The organism is Deinococcus roseus (assembly GCF_014646895.1).
GTDB classification, from domain to species: domain Bacteria; phylum Deinococcota; class Deinococci; order Deinococcales; family Deinococcaceae; genus Deinococcus_C; species Deinococcus_C roseus.
The window spans coordinates 129567-148121 of sequence record NZ_BMOD01000005.1; the positions used below are offsets into that span (position 1 = coordinate 129567).

Consider the following 18555-nt stretch of genomic DNA (forward strand, 5'->3'; position numbering starts at 1 on the left):
CCGCCCATTTGCATGAACCTGCATGAATCGAGACCCCATGAAAAGAACCTGTTATGTTGGAAAAGTCAACGCCGCCTACGTCGAACAGCGCATCATCCTGCAAGGCTGGGTGAACCGCAGCCGCCCCCTCGGAGGGCTGATCTTCTTTGACCTCAGGGACCGTGAAGGGATGCTGCAGGTGCAGGTCCCACCCGACAGCCCTGCCTTTGAGACCGCCGAGAAACTGCGCAGCGAATACGTGGTGGAGGTGCAGGGCGTGCTCAAATACCGCCCAGAAAACCAGCGCAAGGGCGGCACCGCCGACTTTGAACTCTGGGCCGACCAGGTCACCATCCTCAACGAGGCCCGCACCCTCCCTTTCCAGGTGGACGGCATCGTCAGCGACAACGTCAAGGAAGACCTGCGCCTCAAGTACCGCTACCTGGATTTGCGCCGCAGCGAAATGCAAAACAACCTCAGGTTGCGCCACAAAGTCACCACCGCCATCTACAAATTCCTGGACAGCGAAGGCTTCATCAGCGTGGAAACCCCCTTCCTGACCAAGAGCACCCCCGAAGGCGCACGGGACTTCCTGGTGCCCAGCCGCCTGAACCCCGGCACCTTCTACGCCCTGCCCCAGAGCCCCCAGCTGTTCAAGCAACTCCTGATGGTCTCCAACCTGGACCGTTACTTCCAGGTGGCCCGCTGCTTCCGGGACGAAGCCCTCAGAAGCGACCGCCAGCCCGACTTCACCCAGCTCGACATCGAAATGAGCTTTGTGGAGCAGGAAGACATCCTCACGCTCTGCGAACGCCTGATGGACTACATCTTCCAGACCGTGATGGGCATGAGCATCCCCGTGCCTTTCGAGCGCCTCACCTACGATGAAGCCCTGAGCAAATACGGATCGGACAAACCGGATTTGCGTTTCGGCTGCGAGATCATCGAGGCCAGCCACGTCTTTCAGGGCAGCGAATTCAAAGCCTTCTCCACCGCCCTCGCAGAAGGCGGCGTGATCAAATTCCTGGTGGCCCCCGAACTGACCCGCAAACAGATTGAAGAACTCGAACGGGTCGCCAGGCAAAACGGAGCAAAAGGACTCGCCTGGGTGCGCCTGGAACAGGGCCACCTCACCGGAGGCATCAGCAAATTCATCACCGCCGAGCAGGGCGAAATCCTCACCGGGTACATGTTTGAAGGCAGCACCCTGCTCTTCGGAGCGGGAGACTTCAAACACACCGTCAGCGCTTTAGGGGCAGTGCGTCTGGCCCTGCGGGACCTCTTCGGCTGGGTGGAAGGCAACGAAACCTTCAACTTCGCCTGGATCACCGACTTTCCCCAGCTCGACTACGACGAGGACTCCCAGAGCTGGACCTACATGCACCACCCCTTCACCAGCCCCAACCCCCAGGACGTGCACCTGTTCGGCACCGAAGGGCAAGGCAAAATCCGCGCACAGGCCTACGACCTGGTGCTCAACGGCTTTGAAGTCGGGGGCGGCTCCATCCGCATTCACAACCCCGAAACCCAGCGCAAAATGTTCGAAGCCATCGGACTGGGCCGCGAAGAAGCCCAGAACAAATTCGGGTTCTTCCTGGAAGCCCTCGAATACGGCACCCCACCCCACGGCGGAATCGCCTGGGGCCTGGACCGCCTGGTGATGCTGATGGCCAGGTCCCTCAGCATCCGCGAAGTCATTGCTTTCCCCAAAAACAACCGCGGGGTGGATTTGATGGTGGACGCTCCTGGCGAAGTGGACCAGAAACAACTGGATGAACTGTTCATCGGGCTGAATTTGCCCCAGGAATAAATTTTAAGCTTTCAGACCCTCCGGTTTGCGCTGGAGGGCTTTTTTTGAGGTCTTAAAGGTGCAGGGCAGGATTGATGCAATGCACAAACTTCAATCCTGTGCATTTTGCACGCACCATGGCCTGCCTCAGGGCTTCATTGACCAGCAAGGAGTTTCAGCCCTGCTGGCGGTAGATGCTGATTCCTGCCGCCTTCTGTTCATCCACCACAGGATTGTCAATCGTTCCAAAAGGCGAAAACCCCGTTTGCTGAAGGTCCAGGAAATCCCGAGCAGGCAAGCGCAAAGCATGACAGTGAAAGGTGTGCCTGTCCGAAGTGCGGTAGACCTCAACGGGTGCCCAGGCATAATCATCGTCTGGCAAACGGTGCTGCTCAATGATGCCTCTGGCCCGATCAGTGAAGACAAACTGGCGCACACTGATACACACATGATCGGAGATTTCACCACCGTCCAGTTCAAAAACCACCTTTTCCGTGAAAGGATCGACCTCATCGTACTGGATGCGCCCTGGGTAATTGCGCAGGTGAGACATCTGGTATTTGCGGTTTTTGCCTGACATGCCCATTTGAAGTTTGTAAAACACCCTTTCAGTTTACAGATGTACAGCCCTCCCCTGTGCCGGCCTGGGTTTTTGGGTCTGTTTTCTTGTTGGAGTTGGGAAATTCAAAAAATTTGGATTGGATTGTGAAATTAAAATGTTTTTATTTTGCTTGTGAAATTTATATTGATTTATGTTTCTGTGTGCATGTGGGAATTCCCACGGAACCCACACCCCAAAGCCCTGATTCTTGTTCTTGAAGCTCAGGAGGCTCCATGACTGAAACCATCCGTTTGACCGGGAGAGTGATCCAGCCAGCAGATCCAGGCTTTGAAGCCGCCCGCCAGAATTTCAATGAGCGCATTCAGAAGCATCCAAAAGTGGTGGTGTTCTGCCAGAACACCATGGACGTGCAAAATGCTGTGCGGTATGCCCGTGCCCATTCCCTGCCCGTGGCGGCACGCTGCGGGCGGCACAACTACGAAAATTTTTCCCTGATCGATGATGGATTGGTGATAGACGTCAGTGACCTCACCACCCTGCACATCGATGCAGAGCTGCAAACCCTGGACGTGGGCTCTGGGACGCAACTGATTGAGATTTACACCAAGGTGTCCCAGCAGGGTTTTGCTTTCCCAGGGGGCATCTGCCCCACTGTGGGCATCTCAGGCCTGACGCTGGGGGGCGGGATCGGGCTGCTGACCCGCTGGCTGGGCATGACCTGTGACAGCCTGCTGGAAGTGGAACTGGTGAATGCCCAGGGTGAGGTTCTGGTGGCCCATGCAGAGCAGCACCCGGACCTATTCTGGGCCTGCAGGGGCGGAGGGGGCGGCAATTTCGGGGTGCTGACCCGCCTGAAGTTCCAGCTGCACAAAATCGAGGAGGTCTCGATTTTCCAGGCAGCCTGGGAATGGAAGGACCTCCCCGCCGTGATCCAGAACTGGCAGCGCTGGGGGCAAAACCTGGATCCCCGCCTGACCTCCATCCTGATGCTGCACGGACCGGACAAGAAAGAGCCCGGGTCAGCCATTGCTTCGGGGATGTTCGTGGGGTCCAGGGAGGATTTGCAGCAGAACCTGGACGGCTTGCTGGTGTTGCCTCCCCAGGACCTGAAGGTGCAAACCATGCCTTATCTGGAGGGACTCAATTTCTTCACGGGAGATCCACAACCCGACTGGGCGGCTTACTGGCACGGGTCGCACCGCAAATTCAAAAACACCTCTGCATTTGCTTACCAGCTCTTGCCCGAAGAGGGCATTGAGACCATCGTGAAACACCTGGAGAAATCTCCTGCAGCAGACAATCTGGTGCAGTTTGAAACGCTGGGAGGCAGGGTGTCTCAGGTGCCTGTGGAAGCCACCGCTTTCCCACACCGTGCCGCGCAATTCAGTTTGCAGTACCAGGCCTACTGGGCAGAAGATTCAGAGGAAAAGGAGCATCTGGACTGGGTGAATGGATTCCGCAAAGACATGTTGCCTTACACCAGAGGGGCTTACATGAATTACCCCGATGTGGACATTGAGGATTTCGGGGAAATGTATTATGGCCCCAACCTGCAAAGGTTGCAGCAGGTCAAGGCCAGTTACGATCCAGAAGGGTTTTTTGGTTTTGCACAGAGCATTGACCGGAGCTTGAAGGTGCCCCAGCAACACTGAAAATGAATGGAGGAAGGTCACCCCTCCCCTGTTTTGATTTCTTTGGGATGGGTGTGCTTCAGGGGAGGGTGGGCACCGTCTGGTAAAAGGGTCGGGCCACCGGATTGCGGGTTTTGAAGCTGGCATGGTACTGCTCGGGCAGGTGGCTGAGCACCATCTGCAGCCAGGAGGTCACGGCCTGACGGGCTTCTTTAAGGGCAGGATGATCGGTGGCCTGACGGATCAGATAACGGGTGTAGAGCACTTCACCACGGGTGAGGCGGGCCGGTTCAAAGGGGTCCAGCAAATCACAGGCCTGCTCAATCTGCTGCAGGGCTTCTGGCAGGTTTCCCAGCTTGAAGTGCGCCTGGGCCATGCGGGTGCGGGCGGAGATTTCGGTGCCTCCAAGGTCTTTTTCCAGCGCCACTGCCAGCACCTGTTCTGCCAGGGCCAGGGCCGTGTGGGGTTCAGCGGTTTCCGACTGGGCCAGCCACAGGCGCACACGGGCAATCATGCGGGGGGATTGTTCCAGCAGGAGTGCAGCCTGGGTGAAGTAGGGGCCGGGGTCCTGCCCGAGGTGGTGGTGCAGGGTGGCGAGGTTGATCAGGGCGCGGCTGCGGTACTGGGCGGGCACATTGGGGTAATCTGCTGCGAAAGTCAGGCACTGTCTGGCCTGTTCAAATTCTCCCAGCTGGATGAAGAGCTCCCCTTTCAGGCCATCAAAGACCCCCCGGTGCCAGGTGCCTTCCAGTGCGGTTTGAATGGCCTGCTGGTAGTTTTCCAGCGCCAGTCCGTACTGGCCCAGCTCAAAGTAGGCCTGTCCGGTGGCGGCGTGGCCCAGCGCGACACCCCGGTGCTCGGTGTCGGCCTGCAGTTCCAGTTTGTGGGCTTTGAGGACCACCTCCAGGCTTTGCTGCATGCGGCCCTGCTCGGAGTAGGACACCCCCAGGTTGTGCAGGGTGGTGGCCAGTTGCGGCAGGTCACCGTGTTGCTCGTGCATGTTGCAGGCCTTCTGGTGGTAGGGAATGGCTTCCTGGTGGCGGTCCAGGTGGTCCAGCATCACCGCAAGATTGGAAAGGTTACTGGCGAGGCTCACGCTGTCCCCCAGCGGTTGCAGGGTCTCCACTGCGGCCCGCATGGCCTGGGTGGCAGGTTCAATTTGCTGCTGGATCCACAAAGCCACCGCAAGACTCGCATGAAGGTTGGCCCTGAGGGTCTGCTCGTCAATGCTGGTGAGGGTCTGCCCTGAGAGGGCTTTCAGGCCCGCTCTGGCAGCCTGTTCCACTTCTGGACCTTCGTGGTAGGTGGCGTGGAATTCGGCCAGCTGGAAGTGGGCACAGGCCTGCTCGTAGGGCGTTCTGGCGTATTCAAAGAGCACACTGAGGGCTTCTTCGCGGGGGGCGCGTTCATTCAGGTGCCCCAGGGCCACGGTGCGTTCATAGAGGGCTTCAAAAGCCTCGCTGGGTTTGCCTGCCTCCTGGAAGCACTGGGCCGACAGCAGGAAGTACCGGGTGGCCTGCTGCACCCCGAAGCGTTTCTGGGCCTGTTTGGCGGCCTGCAGGTACAGGGGAGCGGCCTGCTTGAAGTCTCCGCCCTGGTGGTGGTGGTGGGCGGTGCGGGCTTCCATGCCGTCGCGGGAACCCAGCATGCGTGCAGCACTGCGGTGCAGAAGTTGCTTGATGGCTTTCGGGGTGTGGCGGGCCACGGCCTCGTAAATCAGGTCGTGGTTGAATTTGCCGTCCCGCACGATCTGGGCTTCTTCCAGTTCCTCCCAGGTTCCGATGAAATCCAGCAGGGGTGCGTTGAGCAGTTCGGCCACCATTTCCAGATCGAAATCGGTCTGCAAAACGGCGGCCGCGCGTGCAGCTTGCAGGGCAGGGTTGGAGAGGCGTTGCAGGCGGCGCTCGATGATCTGCCCGACTTTTTCAGGCATGGTGAGTTCGCTGTCCTCGGCAAGCTGGTTGGATTCCAGCAGGTGACGCACGGTTTCCAGCAAAAACAGCGGATTGCCTCCAGAATACTGGCTGAGCCTGCCGCGCATGCCGGGGTGCACCGTCACACCCAGATCCGAGAGCAGTTTCAGGGTCTCATTTTCGGGGAGGGGGTTCACATCGATCACCACCGCAAGTCCGGGGGCCACCAGATGCTTCATCAACATCTCTTCGGATTCTGCAGAGAGTTCATCTTTGCGAAAGCACTCAATGAACCTGGGAAAGCCGCTCTCTTGCAGGGGAAATGAAGCCGAGATCATGTAACCGCCCTGCTGGTTGGAGAGGTCATCGAAGTACTGCCAGTCGTCCAGCACACAGCAGGCCAGGTCACGGCTGCCTGCAATCACCGTCAGGCGCACCGCCTCGTGAAAACGCAGCACGTCCTCCTGTCCGTTCAGGGGGGCGGGAGGGGTGGGTCCAGCCAGTTCAGGCAAAATGCGGGACAGTTCCTGCCTGATCCAGGGTTCAAGCTGCACATCAGGCTGATGTGCCAGGATCGAACGCACATTGCGCGCCGAGGAGGCATACGGGGTCTGGGCATCCCCGGGCCGCGCTTCCAGGACCAGATAAGCCCCTCTCGAGGCCGCAAAATCGCGGGCCAGTCGGGATTTGCCCACCCCGGGCTCTCCGCGCAGGAAGATGATCTGGCCTCTGTTCCAGGCGTCTTCCATCTGCCGCCACTCTTTTTCCCGTCCAATCAATGATGGGGGCCGCAGCACCGTGATGGGCAGACCGGGACGGTTTCTGGGTTGCTGCGGGATGGGCAGGGAGGCCCGTTCAATCCAGCGGGCCAGTTCGGCGGTTTCCGGGAGCGGCTCCACCCCGAGTTCTTCTCGCAGCAGCACGGTCAGTTTCTTGAAGGTCTCCAGGGCATGGTGGCGGTTCCCCAAAAGGTACTGCAGGCGCATCAGGCGGCGGTGCCCTTCTTCATTGAGGGGATCCAGGGCCAGCAACTCCCGGATGCGGGCCACGGCCTCCAGGTATTCCCCGGCCTGCTCCAGGCTGTTGGCATCTGCCAGCAGGGCCTGGGAGCGCCACTCGTTCCATTGTTCCCGTTCGGAGGCAATCCAGTCTTCGAGGTCCGGGCAGTCGTCGTAGGCCAGGGCACTGAGGAATTCCCCGGTGTGGTTGTTGAAGGGGGCGTAATCCCCCCGTGTGAACAGCTCCCGACAGGTCTGGGTGTCGGTCTGCAAATCTGGACTGAGGGTCAGCACCTCCTGACCGCTGACCAGTTCGGTGTTCGTGAGCGCTTTGAGTTTGCGCAGCAGGTGCACCAGGTTGTTGCGGGCTGCGGCCTCCCGGGTGTCCGGCCACAACAGGGCGATCAGTTGCGCCCGGGTGGTGGGTCCTTCCTGCGCAAGGTAGGCCAGCAGGGCCGCCGTCTTGCGCTCCAGCAACTGGGTGTGTTCTGCAGAAAAGAGGGTCGGAACGCCGAAAAAGGAGCAGTGCCAGGTCAGAGCAGTCATGGGAATCGTTTTCATGCTAGCAGAGCGTGCCTACAGCTGCCGTGACGGTGACCTTAAGCGTTCACGGGTAGAAGGTGCAGGCGGGAGCATTTTTGCTGTTGCATGCGCATGTCAGCTCTGGGAGGGAGCTGTGGTGTAGGCCATTGTGCATAGATTTTCAGGTCTGACTGGACAGCAATTCCAGAAAGCGCTGCTGCAATCCTGTGGGTGGCTGGAGCCTCAACCCACACACCCCACACCCAGCTCGGCATGTCCAGGGTTTGCATGTTGAGCTGCACCAGCCTGCACATCTGCTTCGATCCAGGCCGCAGGCAACAGGGACACAAAGCTTCCGGAACGCAGCAAATCCAGGGCCAGCAGGAGTGGGACTTCCAGTTCTCCAGGGTGGGCCGGGATGTGGAAAGCCAGAAGCTGGTCCATGGTTCAAGCATAGTTGCTTTTAGGGTTTCTTTTATAGATGTTTCCTATGGACAGAGCAGTAAATTGCAGGTTGTTCTATGCATCTCTGAAAGCTAAAGTGGGGACACTTCTTCAGACCTGGCTTTGAATCTGGTGGTCAGGCTTTCATGGAAAGGACTTCTGCATGCCCGACCTCATCCGACGTATTGCCACTGCCCTGGACCGCATTTCACTGGGGAACATCTCCCTGGACGACCAGTACCGCACCCCCAGAGGCCTGATGGGTCTGCTGGTCGGACAGGACATGCTCAGACAGCATGCCCCCGAAATCCACTGGACCTTTTCATTGCTGAAGCTGTGTGGCACAGAGCAGGTGCTGGAAATCGGATCAGGACCGGGACTCTTGCTGGGCAAAATGGCAAGGGAAATGAAAACGGGCAGGGTGTTCGGGCTGGATGTTTCTGACAGCATGGTCAACCTGTCCCGCTGGAGGAACCTCATGCAGGTGCTGGGCGGGCAACTTCGGGTGCAGGAGGGAGATGCTGCAGCTTTGCCTTATTCGGCACACCAATTTGATTGCATCGTCAGCGTGCACTGCCTGTACTTCTGGCAGGACCCGCTCAGGGTGCTGCAGGAATGCCTGCGGGTGCTCAAACCCGAAGGAAAACTGGTGCTGACCTTCATGCCAAAACGCCGCTGGCCCAATGGGGGTGTAGGATCCACCTGTCAGGTGTTCTCAGAAGAAGAACTGGTGGAATTGATCTTGCAGGCCGGATTTTCTGGTGCAGAAGTGGTCTCCGGAGAAACGCATTTCAGGGAATGCGCAGTGATCGCGAGGCCCTGAACCCCTTGAGTCAAAGGGCAAACTGCGGGTAAACCGTGTGGCAGGAGAAAGCCAGCAGAACCACAAACATCCATCTGGAGGGCACTCTGGGGCGGCTCACTGGTCCTCCAGGGCACCCATGAATTCAATGCCGTAATCCCGGCTGAGGGTGGAGAGGTGGCTCAAGCTGGGGATGGGGTTCAGGAGGGGGGCCAGTTGCTGGTAGAAGGCCTCCACCCCTGCAGGGTTGGCAATCACCCAGTGTTTGGAGGGGGTGGTGGAGACATTGCGGTAGGCATGCATCACCCCTGAAGGGAAAAACACCACGTCACCCGGGTGCGCGGTCTGCCAGCCTGCACTGGTCAGGCATTCCAGTTCTCCCTGCAGCAAAATCAGGAGTTCGTCTTCCCGGTGGTGCAGGTGCGGAGGAATGCTCCCCCCCACCTGGGTGGTCACCAGACCCAGGGTGTAGCTGCCATCGGTGTCAATGCCAGTGAGTTTGAGTTGCACGTCTTCCAGGTGGCTGTTGATGGTTTGCCCCTGGTGGGCTCGGATGATGCGGGCATGGAGATGGTTCATGGGTGTCCTCTGGGAAACACGTTATAGGAAGGGGCATGATTGCAGCGTGATTGAAGGGCCAGCTGGAATTTTCGCGGTATGAAAAGGATTTTGTGGGTTTTGCAAGGATGGGAGCCGTCAGGGCGTTCTGTTCGGCTTTCCAGCAGACCACGAAGCAACCATGCCTTCCAGCGCATACTTCAGTCACTGCCTGGTGAACCGAGACAGGCACAAGGAGATTCCCATGTCACAAAGCATCAAAACCAGATGGATCTGCGCCACCCTCACCGGAATGCTGCTGCTGGCCAGCTGCGGCCAGAAAACCCCTCCCGTTCAGCAGACTCCAAAACTGACCCTGCAAACCCAGAGTGTCAGCAGCCCCATCAAAGTCAGCTTTGAGCTTCACCAGAGCTGGTACGGCGGTTTCATCGGGAAGGTGAAGCTGCAGAACCTCACTGCCCAGCCGGTCAGTGGCTGGCAGGTGGAGTTCAAAATGGATGGAGGGGCCACCGCCAAGAATCCTGTTTGGGGTGCAGCGGGCAACCTGCAAACCCAGGCAGACGGTTCTTACCTGCTCACACCCAACACCTGGGGCGGGGCCAGCATCCCTGCTGGAAGCACCATTGAAGCCTTCTTCATGGGGGATGGGGTCTTCAGCACGGTCAGCGGGTGCCTGATCAACAGACTGTCCTGCACTCCCGCAGCAGACACTGAAAACCCCACCGTGACGGTCAGCAGCAACACCAGCCACCTGACCCGCGCTGGCAGCGTGAAAATCACCGCCAGTGCCCAGGACAACGTGGGTATCAGCAAGGTGGCCTTCTTCCGCAACGGGGTGAAAGTCGCAGAGGACAGCAATGCCCCCTATGAACATCTGGATGGGTTCAACACCAGCGCCCAGAACGGCACCTACCAGTACAGTGCCACCGCCTATGACGGCTCAGGCAACCAGGGCAGCAGCGAAACCACCAGCGTGCAGGTGGAGATCCCCACCGGTGGACCTGTTCCCACGACCCGCACTTTTGTGGGGTACTTCCCGGCCTGGGTGGCCGTGGAGAACTTCCACCCGGACCGCATCCCCAGCTTCTACACCCACCTGGTGCTGTCTTTTGGTGCGCCAGACATGACCTACGTGCACGGCTCCGAGAACGTGCGTCAGGCCGGGCTGATGTTCTGGTCCTGGTATGGCGGCAACGACCGCATCTCCCAGACTTTAAAGCAGAACATCCAGCTCCTGCAGGCCAGAGGCCAGAAGGTGATGCTGGCTGTGGGAGGCGCCACCGCAGGTCTGGGCCAGTGGTCTGCTTTCAATGTGAACAGCCTGAAAGCCTTCGTGGAAGACTACAACCTGGATGGCGTGGATGTGGACCTCGAACTGTTCGACCAGTGCCACGGCACCATCCAGACGGAATTCTCCTGCAACAACAATTACGACCTGCTGACCGCCAGTGTGATCAACCAGATCAAAGGGGCCATGCCCGACAGAATTGTCAGCATTGCCGCAGGCAGCGTGGGCGCTTATACACCGGGTGGTCCTTATGGCAACGAGCCTGGCTGGCAGGAGATGAAAGGCTTCTCCCACCGCATTTTCCAGCAGGCCGGGCACAACATCGACCTGATCAACATCATGGCCTACGATGCCCGCAGTGCCCTGCAACCCACCCACACCTTCGATGCCTACAAGCACTACCGGGACATCGGGTGGACCAGTGCCAGCATCTCCCTCGGTCTGGAAGTGCCCAAGGAAGGCTGGGGGGGCGGAACCCTCGGCATGAACCAGAGCGACGTAACCCGACTGCAAGGCATCAAACCTGCCTCCCTGGGCGAGGAGCTGGTGAACCTGGCCCCCCATTACAACGTGCAGGACATCACCCAGCACATGCTGGACCACAGCAACCCCGGAGACGGCATGATGCTCTGGCACGTCATCAAAACCGATCCTTACGCTGAGCTTACAGATGCTGAGAAACAGAACACCGACCTGGTGAACTTCCTCAAGCAAACCCCCACGGCCAGCACCATCGCCACCAAGGTGTGCCAGATGCTCTACGCCACCTCCAATTGCACAGAGACCTACAACGCCCACGTGCCACACTGGTAAGAAACTGAACATGCGCAGAAGGTGGAGGCCCAGACTGCCTTCTGCCTTCTGCCTTCTGCCTTCTGCCTTCTGCCTTCTGCCTTCTGCCTTCTGCCTTCTGCCTTCTGCCTTCTGCTATGTTGATCTCATGCACTTTGAAGTCTGCGTGGAAAGCCTGGAAGGGGCGCTTGCTGCCCGGCGGGGAGGGGCCACCCGCATTGAGCTGTGTTCCAGCCTGATTGAGGGTGGACTCACGCCCAGTGCGGGCCTGATCCGGGAGGTGAAGCGGCATTGTGGGCTCCCGGTGCATGTGATGGTGCGGCCCAGAAGCGGGGATTTTCTGTACACGGGGCCTGAGCTTGAGGTGATGCTTTCGGACATCGAGTTCTGCCACTTTGCAGAGGTAGACGGTCTGGTGTTCGGGGCACTGGACAGCCAGGGGGAGGTGGATGTGCAGGCCATGCAGCAGTTGGTGCGGGCAGCTGGAAACCTGCCAGTGACCTTTCACCGGGCGTTTGATGTGTGCAGGACTCCAGTTCGTGCGCTGGAGCAACTTTTGGCGCTGGGGGTCAGGCGCATTCTGACGTCCGGGCAGCAAAAGACGGCTTTTGAAGGAAGGCAATTGATTGCTGCGCTGGAACGGCAGGCCAGAGGACGCATCATTCTGCTGGCGGGCAGCGGGGTCAGTCCCCAGAATGTGCTGGCCTTGCTGCAGGAAACCCGGGTGAGGGAAATCCATTTCAGTGCCAGATCGGGTGCGCCCAGCCATCCGGTGCAGGTTCGGGAGCACCTGAAATTCGGGGTTTCGGAGGAGCACTGGGTGACTTCTGAAGAGAATGTGCGGGCTGTGGTGCGGGCTGTGCTGGGGCAATAAAAAAGGACAGCACACACTGTCCTTTTGTGTTTTCTGGGTTTTCAGTCCAGCGAGGCAATGTTGTGCTTCAGGGCGTACAGCGCCGCCTGGGTGCGGGAATTCAGGTTGAGTTTGCTGAGCAGGCTGGACACGTGGGTTTTGATGGTGGTTTCACTGACCTCCAGCTGCTCTGCGATGTTCTTGTTGGTGAGGCCCCGTGCAATCAGTTGCAAAATCAGGGTTTCCTTCCCTGTCAGGTTTTCGCGCATTTGTGGGCTGCGGAATTCCCGCACCAGTCTCTTTGCAGCTTCGGGGTGCAGACGCACCTCTCCTCTGGCAGCGGCGTGGATGGCTTCCACCAGGGTTTCTGCTCCTGCGTCTTTGAGCATGTATCCGATGGCTCCGGCTTCAATGGCGGCGTGGATGCGGTGTTCTTCCAGGGCGCTGGTGAGGGCCAGCACCTCAATGCCAGGGTGCAGTTTGCGCAGCTCTCTGGTGGCTTTCACCCCGTCCATCACGGGCATCATCAGATCCATGATCACCACGTCAGGCTGACATTCGGGGATTCTTTCCAGGGCTTCCTGGCCATTGCTGGCCTCGGCCACCACTTCAATTTCAGGGTCCAGGGAGAAGTACATCTTGAGGCCTGTCCGCACCACATCGTGGTCGTCGACCAGCAGCACCCGCACCATTTCAGAAGCCTCCCTGGGTGCTGAGGTGCACGTCTCCTGAGACGGTTTTGATCTGGATGGTCAGTTCGGCGGGGCCGTTGCCCAGCTGGTAGATGCCGCCGCTGCGTTGCACGAATCCATCGGGGTACACATCTCCTGAGACCGTTGCGGTGCTGATTTCAGCATTGATGTTCTCGGGGAGGGTCAGGGTGATGTCTCCGCTGGTGCTCAGCAGGGTGAGGGTGCCTTTTGAGAGACCATCCAATTCAACCACCTGATCTCCGGAGATGCTGCGCACTTCGCTTTTCAGGCGGTTGCTGGCAGGAAGCTGCACGGCCAGGTCACCCGAGTTTGCGGTCACCAGGATGTGCCGGAAGTGGGTGTCTTTCAGGTCCAGCTTCTGGTTGCCACTGATGGTGCTGGACTCAAAAGTTCCGGTACTGGACGCACTGCGTTCCTGTTCGGCTTCGGTGCCCACCTGCACTTCTCCGCTGGTGCTTTTCAGGTGCACCTCCATTTCGGATGCTTCTGGGAGGGTGAGGTTCAGGTCTCCAGAGACGGTGCTGGCTTTCAGACCAGAGAGTTGCAGTTGCTCCAGTTGCAAATTCAGGTCGCCGGAGGCGGTGCTGGCCGCCAGTTGCAGGGGAATCTGGTCTGAGAGGTTCACCTGCAATTTGGGAGCGTAATACCCGAATGAGAAGGGGGCACGGAAACCTCTGGGGTAATGCTCCTCAAAACGCAGGTCTGCCGTGCTGCCTCTGGTGCTTCCATTGCGTTCGATGCTGGCCCCTTTGGGTCCAGAGTAGGTGGCTTCCAGCAGCCCAGAAGTGTTTCCGCCTTCGATGTGCAGATCGGTGCTTTCGGTGCGGAAGGTCAGGCTGGCCTGTTGCAGTCCGGCCAGGGGTTCCTGAAAGTCCTGATTCAGCAGGCTGTTGCTGGCGGGGTTGACTTGCACGGTGGTTTTCAGCAGGGCGGCTCCGGCGACCATCACCAGAAGGCTGATCAGGATGCGGGTCACGCGGGGGTCAGGGCGGTGCTCTAGGGCAGGGGTTTTCACGGGATTTTGCATGGGGTTCTGATCGGAAATCTGTTTCATGGGGGTGCTCCTTAGAGGGGAAATGCGAGGTGAATGCGGGTGCCCTGTCCGGGCTGGCTGGAGATGGTGAGGGTGCCAGAAAGAACCTCGGCCCGTTCACGCATGCTCTTCAGTCCCAGGGTGCCTCCAGCAGTCTCTGCAAGGTCAAAGCCCTTGCCGTTGTCCTGAATGTCCAGTTCCCAGCCCAGTGCGGTTGCTTTGAAGGTGAGGGTCATCTCGGTGGCCCGGGCATGTTTGACGGCGTTGTGGGTGGCTTCCTGGGCAATGCGGTACACGGCGTGTTTGCGTGCAGCCGGGATGGAGGGTTCAGAGGGAAGTTCGGTGTGGATCTGCAGGCCGTAACGCACTTTCATGGCGTGGGCCAGCCGGGCGAGGGCTTCGCAGAGGCCTCCTTCATCCAGGGCATCTTCCCGCAGGCTGAACAGCAGGGCTTTCATTTCAGCAGTGCCCCCTTCTGCCAGCTGGATGGCGTAATCCAGGCTTTCCTTGACTTTTTCGGAATCGCGTTCCAGCCAGCCTTTGGCGGTTTTGGCCCCCAGGGTGATGCCGTACAGCGCCTGCGCCACCGAGTCGTGCAGTTCGCGGGCCAGCCGCTGGCGTTCCTGCTGGGAGGCCTGGGCCTGCACCCGTTCGATCAGCTGTGAGGTCTCGATGGCGACGGCCCCCTGATCGGCGAGCGCTGCCATGAATTCCAGTTCCCGCTGGGTGGGCGTGCTGCCACGGCGGTAGAAAGCGTGGAGTTGCCCCAGCAGTTCCGACTGGTACATCATGGGCACCGTGACCAGACTGCCATCCGGGAGGTCCTGCACCAGCACTTCGAGCAGGGTGTCCTGTTTCCAGGAGGTCAGGTAATTCTTTTCGATGTGGGCACGGCCCTGAAGGAGGTCCTGGGGCAAGGAAAGCCTGGGACGGGCTTCTGGGAAGGCCCGCACAAAAGGAGTGGGAAGGTTGCGGGAAGCGCCCACACTCCAGCTGCTGCCTTCTTTGACGGTGAGGGCCAGTGCAGAGGCCGCAAGGGCCTGCATGCCCTGACCTGCAATGTGGGACAGGGTGTCTTCCAGGGAACCGCTGTAGGCCACGGCACTGCTGGTGTTTTTCAGGGCCTGCACTTCCTGCTGGGCCTGTTTCGCCTCACCGTAATCGGTGAGCAGGGCCTGGTTCAGCAGCATCCAGCCTTCTGCCAGCAGGTTGATCAGGCTGAACGACAGCACCGTGAAAGCCACGGCCACCACTTCCCACAACACCCAGTTCAGGGGGGTCATTTCCACAGGGCTGGTGCCAAAATAGATGGGCAAGGGGTAGAAAATCTGGGACACCGGCAGAAACAGCAACCCCACACTGAGGGACAGCAGGGTCACCAGCACCACAAAAGACAGGATGCCCAGGGGGAATTTCAGCAGGGCGTATAGCAGGGCCTTGTAGGTCCCGGCATCGCTGAGGGTGGCCCTGGCCCATCCCATGAAACCCGAGGCCTGAATCAGGGGTTTTTCGCGGTGCAGGCGCTGGCCCAGCAGGCCCGCCATGGCCCTTTCACTGTCAGCGAAGCGCAAAATCAGCCAGAAGGTGCCCATGAAGATGGGAAAACCCAGCACCAGCACCAGCATGCCAAGGCCCAGCGAGAAGCCGGTGACCATCACCACAAAGTACAGGATGCCCAGCGGAAAGCTGCACAGCAAATACAGCATGCGCTGGTAACTCATCAGGCTGAACAGTTCAGCAAAATAGCCACTCAGGGGGCCAGAAGGATTGGGGTTGGACTGCACACTCATCATGATGCCACTTTAGGGGAGCGGGCAGGCGGTGTCCTCAGACCAAAGTAGGAGGCTGGGGATCTGCTGTAAATTCTGGTACAGCAGGGAAACAAAAAATCGTCTGAAATGGGATCACCATGACCACCAAAGACATCACCACCATTGCGATCCAGCACCTCAGGCAGTTTTTGAACCAGACTGGAAACCCAGAGTTGCCTTCTCTTGAGCAGCCCCTCAATCATTTGCAGCTGGCCATTGAGTTGCTGTTTCCAGAAGTGCACCTGACCACCCCCTTGCATGTGCCACAGGTGTTTGAAACAGCCCAGTTCTCAGAAGCCAGGGCTGTGGTGCAGCAGGTGTTGCTGGTGCTGGAAAATGAGCCTTCCGAAGCCCAGTTGAGAACGGCCCAGACTTTGCTGGTGGGGGTGCATCAGCAGATGTCAGGCAGGACTGGGGTCTAGCGCAGTCCCCAGGGATTCAAAGAACACTTCACGGGCTTTGCGGGCCTGGTCTGCAATCAAATCTGGATTCCACAGGGTGATGGGGATGCGCACCTGACGGATTTCACCATCGGGGTATTTGCAGCTTCCCTCGTAGATGAGGTCCTTGCCTGCAAAGTAAGCCCGGATGATGGAACCTGCATCGTCCAGGCGGCCACATCCACGCACTTCCACACTGGCTCCGAATTGCACCAGTTCGACCCGTCCGTTGAAGCCTACCAAGTTGATCCGTCCTGACTGCCTTGTCATGGGGCTCCCTGCCGTGAGTGAGATTAAACTGATTGTAAACTGATTTGCAGCTGTAGTCTACCTGAGTTTGGCAGAGGGCAGGGCTGGAGCGGTTGTGAATTGAACTGATCTTCCGTTGATTTGTGAATTTTTTATTTTATAAATGAATCTTCTTTCCCGCCCGCGCTCTGGTCACACTGGGAAGTTGCATGGACAATCTTCTGAGTTGAAACTGAAGAAACCAGCTTTGTCAAATCTGCTTGCCCTGTTTGATTTCCAGGACTTTGTTTTTCCAGGTGAAGCCTTCACCTGAATCCCACATCCTCTTAAATTCTGAAACCAAACTGAAATCAGCAGGGTTTTTCCAAAATCAAAAGGGCTTTTTGTGGCAGCAGAGCAGTGTTTCTGAAAATTCACCTGCATTTAGGATTCTGTTAAGAAACCTGAAAGTTTTCTCATTTTATAGTGATGAAGCAGAGGACAAATCAAACCCTTTCTGCAATACCAAAATCTCCCCAGGCAATCAAAATCTGGGGATCAAGGAGAACATGATGCAAAAGCGTATGGTTCACACTGCTTTCACGTCTTTCAAACCCGCAAGAGCTTTACAAATCGGTGTCTTGCTGGGACTTGGGGGCCTCACGGCCTGCAGCACCCTCCCCACCCCACAGGCTCCGGCACAGAGCGTGAGCACAGAAGTCCTGGCTGGCAGTGTAGGAAACAATCTGGACATCTTTCTTCCATCTTCTGACCGACTGGGCATCCAGAAAAATGCCACTGCAGACCAGGAAAAAGCCTTTGCATTCACCACAGCCAACAACATCGCTTATGCCATGGCTGCCGTGGAAGCATTCAATCCTTCCAGCAATGGACAGGATGCCAGCTGTTACTACACCAATGGTCAGGTGGCTGTGGCCTCGGGGGCACAGAAATTGGTGGTCAGTGCTGCAGCCCCCATCACCGATGTGGTCTGCACCTCCACCAACACCCTTTTTGCTGTAACCACCATCATCGGAAACCAGATTTACACAGTGGCAACCCCAAAAAATCCAGCAAAACTGATTGCCCGAACGGTGGCCACCAACATTCTCACGGCCATGGCTGCTGTGGAAGCTTACAATCCCACCTCCAACGGCAATGACATCAGCTGTGGTTATGCTTCTTCTGTTCAGAAAGTCTGGGTGAGTTCTGGTACCCAGCAGCGCATCCTCAGTGCACCTGCCCCCATCAACCTGATCGACTGCAGTGGAGGAACCCTCACCCAGTTCCAGGTCAAAGTGGGCACCTCTGATGGTCAGAGCGTCACCCTGACCGCTCCAAAGAACACCTCCAAAACCCTTGCCCGTGCTGCAGCCACCAACATTCTGGGAGCCATGGCATCCGCAGAAGAAGCAAACCCCTACACCAACGGCATGGATGCTGTTTGCAGCACCAAGAGTTCACAGGTCATTGTCACTTCAGGAGCACAGAAACGCACCCTCAACATTGCGGCTCCAGTGCTGGTTTCCACGTTGAGTTGTGTCAACTCAAGCACGGAATTCTGGGTGTCCATTGGCACCTCGAATGGGCAAATTGTTGAAGTCAAAGCCCAGAAAGATCCGGTCAAAGCAGCAGTCCGGGCCATTGGCCTCAAAGCCATCGCCGCCATGCAACAGTTGGAAGCAGACAATCCCATTGCCACAGGGGATGATGTCGTCTGCTCATACATCGATGGAACCCTGACTGTTGCCTCTGGCGCAACCATCACCAGTCTGGCGATACCTGCACCAGTCACCGGCCTGGTGTGCCTGAACACCATCAATGAATTTTCCGTGACCCTGTCCACAACCACCGGCCAGACCGTCACCGCAAAAGTCCTGAAGAGCCCTGATTTTGTGGTGGCCCAGAACCTCGCCCGTCTGGTGGCCAACAACATGTATGCTTTAGAGGTCAACAATCCCTCCTCCAATGGTGCAGATGCCGTGTGCATTGTGAACCTGCCCAACCTCACCCTGCGTTCAGGCGCAGAAACATTTGACACGGTTTTGCCTGCCCAGGTCACAGGGGTATCGTGCATCAACACACTGACGCATATAGATGTCACCATTTCCACTTCCAGCGGCGTTCACGTGACGGCCAGAGGCACCAAGTAAGACGAATCTCCCAAATTCCACAATGAAAAAGAGCGCCAGAAGCGCT

Annotated in this window: 15 protein-coding genes; 7 read left to right on the forward strand and 8 right to left on the reverse strand. The window is 58.1% G+C overall.

Features of this window, described 5'->3' with window-relative positions; translation table 11 throughout:
* Positions 1-37: 37 nt before the first annotated feature.
* Positions 38-1789: an aspartate--tRNA ligase gene (aspS, locus tag IEY52_RS09300; protein WP_189002405.1), complete on the forward strand. Its 1752-nt coding sequence runs from the start codon at positions 38-40 to the stop codon at positions 1787-1789.
* 154 nt (positions 1790-1943) lie between these two features.
* On the opposite strand, the gene IEY52_RS09305 is transcribed toward aspS, so the two are convergent.
* The gene (locus IEY52_RS09305; protein ID WP_189002406.1) at positions 1944-2372 is read right to left on the reverse strand and encodes a hypothetical protein; all 429 of its coding nucleotides are present in this window, start codon (positions 2370-2372) and stop codon (positions 1944-1946) included.
* A gap of 230 nt (positions 2373-2602) precedes the next feature.
* Here IEY52_RS09305 and IEY52_RS09310 point away from each other — a divergent pair, with 230 nt between their 5' ends.
* On the forward strand, positions 2603-3982 hold the full coding sequence (locus IEY52_RS09310) for an FAD-binding oxidoreductase (RefSeq protein ID WP_189002407.1): 1380 nt from the start codon (positions 2603-2605) through the stop codon (positions 3980-3982).
* Between the two features lie 58 nt (positions 3983-4040).
* On the opposite strand, the gene IEY52_RS09315 is transcribed toward IEY52_RS09310, so the two are convergent.
* Positions 4041-7418 carry an ATP-binding protein gene (locus IEY52_RS09315; RefSeq protein ID WP_189002408.1) on the reverse strand — a complete coding sequence of 1126 codons (3378 nt, stop codon included), beginning with the start codon at positions 7416-7418 and terminating at the stop codon, positions 4041-4043.
* A gap of 219 nt (positions 7419-7637) precedes the next feature.
* On the reverse strand, positions 7638-7838 hold the full coding sequence (locus tag IEY52_RS09320) for a hypothetical protein (protein WP_189002409.1): 201 nt from the start codon (positions 7836-7838) through the stop codon (positions 7638-7640).
* 163 nt (positions 7839-8001) lie between these two features.
* Here IEY52_RS09320 and IEY52_RS09325 point away from each other — a divergent pair, with 163 nt between their 5' ends.
* Positions 8002-8661: a class I SAM-dependent methyltransferase gene (locus tag IEY52_RS09325; RefSeq protein WP_189002410.1), complete on the forward strand. Its 660-nt coding sequence runs from the start codon at positions 8002-8004 to the stop codon at positions 8659-8661.
* A gap of 96 nt (positions 8662-8757) precedes the next feature.
* Here IEY52_RS09325 and IEY52_RS09330 read toward each other — a convergent pair whose 3' ends face one another.
* The gene (locus IEY52_RS09330; protein WP_189002411.1) at positions 8758-9219 is read right to left on the reverse strand and encodes a cupin domain-containing protein; all 462 of its coding nucleotides are present in this window, start codon (positions 9217-9219) and stop codon (positions 8758-8760) included.
* A gap of 223 nt (positions 9220-9442) precedes the next feature.
* Between IEY52_RS09330 and IEY52_RS09335 the strand changes: the two genes are divergently transcribed.
* Both IEY52_RS09335 and IEY52_RS09340 read left to right on the forward strand, forming a co-directional pair.
* On the forward strand, positions 9443-11299 hold the full coding sequence (locus IEY52_RS09335; protein WP_189002412.1) for a glycosyl hydrolase family 18 protein: 1857 nt from the start codon (positions 9443-9445) through the stop codon (positions 11297-11299).
* Positions 11300-11426: 127 nt separating this feature from the next.
* Positions 11427-12152, forward strand: coding sequence for a copper homeostasis protein CutC (locus IEY52_RS09340; protein WP_189002413.1), 726 nt, complete (start codon positions 11427-11429; stop codon positions 12150-12152).
* A 41-nt stretch (positions 12153-12193) separates the two neighbouring features.
* Here IEY52_RS09340 and IEY52_RS09345 read toward each other — a convergent pair whose 3' ends face one another.
* The 3 genes from IEY52_RS09345 to IEY52_RS09355 are packed head-to-tail and all read right to left on the reverse strand — an operon-like array spanning position 12194 to position 15670.
* Positions 12194-12823, reverse strand: coding sequence for a response regulator (locus IEY52_RS09345; RefSeq protein ID WP_189002414.1), 630 nt, complete (start codon positions 12821-12823; stop codon positions 12194-12196).
* Position 12824: 1 nt separating this feature from the next.
* Complete coding sequence (locus tag IEY52_RS09350) at positions 12825-13898, reverse strand: DUF4097 family beta strand repeat-containing protein (protein WP_189002415.1); 1074 nt, start codon at positions 13896-13898, stop codon at positions 12825-12827.
* An 11-nt stretch (positions 13899-13909) separates the two neighbouring features.
* Entirely contained in the window at positions 13910-15670 is a 1761-nt protein-coding gene (locus IEY52_RS09355; protein ID WP_189002416.1) for a sensor domain-containing protein, read from the reverse strand.
* A 116-nt stretch (positions 15671-15786) separates the two neighbouring features.
* On the opposite strand from IEY52_RS09355, the gene IEY52_RS09360 reads away from it, so the two are divergent.
* Positions 15787-16110, forward strand: coding sequence for a hypothetical protein (locus IEY52_RS09360; RefSeq protein ID WP_189002417.1), 324 nt, complete (start codon positions 15787-15789; stop codon positions 16108-16110).
* Here the strand turns inward: IEY52_RS09360 and IEY52_RS09365 are convergent.
* Complete coding sequence (locus tag IEY52_RS09365) at positions 16090-16398, reverse strand: hypothetical protein (RefSeq protein ID WP_189002418.1); 309 nt, start codon at positions 16396-16398, stop codon at positions 16090-16092. The two genes, IEY52_RS09360 and IEY52_RS09365, sit on opposite strands and share 21 nt — an antisense overlap.
* 530 nt (positions 16399-16928) lie before the next feature.
* Here IEY52_RS09365 and IEY52_RS09370 point away from each other — a divergent pair.
* On the forward strand, positions 16929-18509 hold the full coding sequence (locus tag IEY52_RS09370) for a hypothetical protein (protein ID WP_194510045.1): 1581 nt from the start codon (positions 16929-16931) through the stop codon (positions 18507-18509).
* Positions 18510-18555 lie beyond the last annotated feature (46 nt).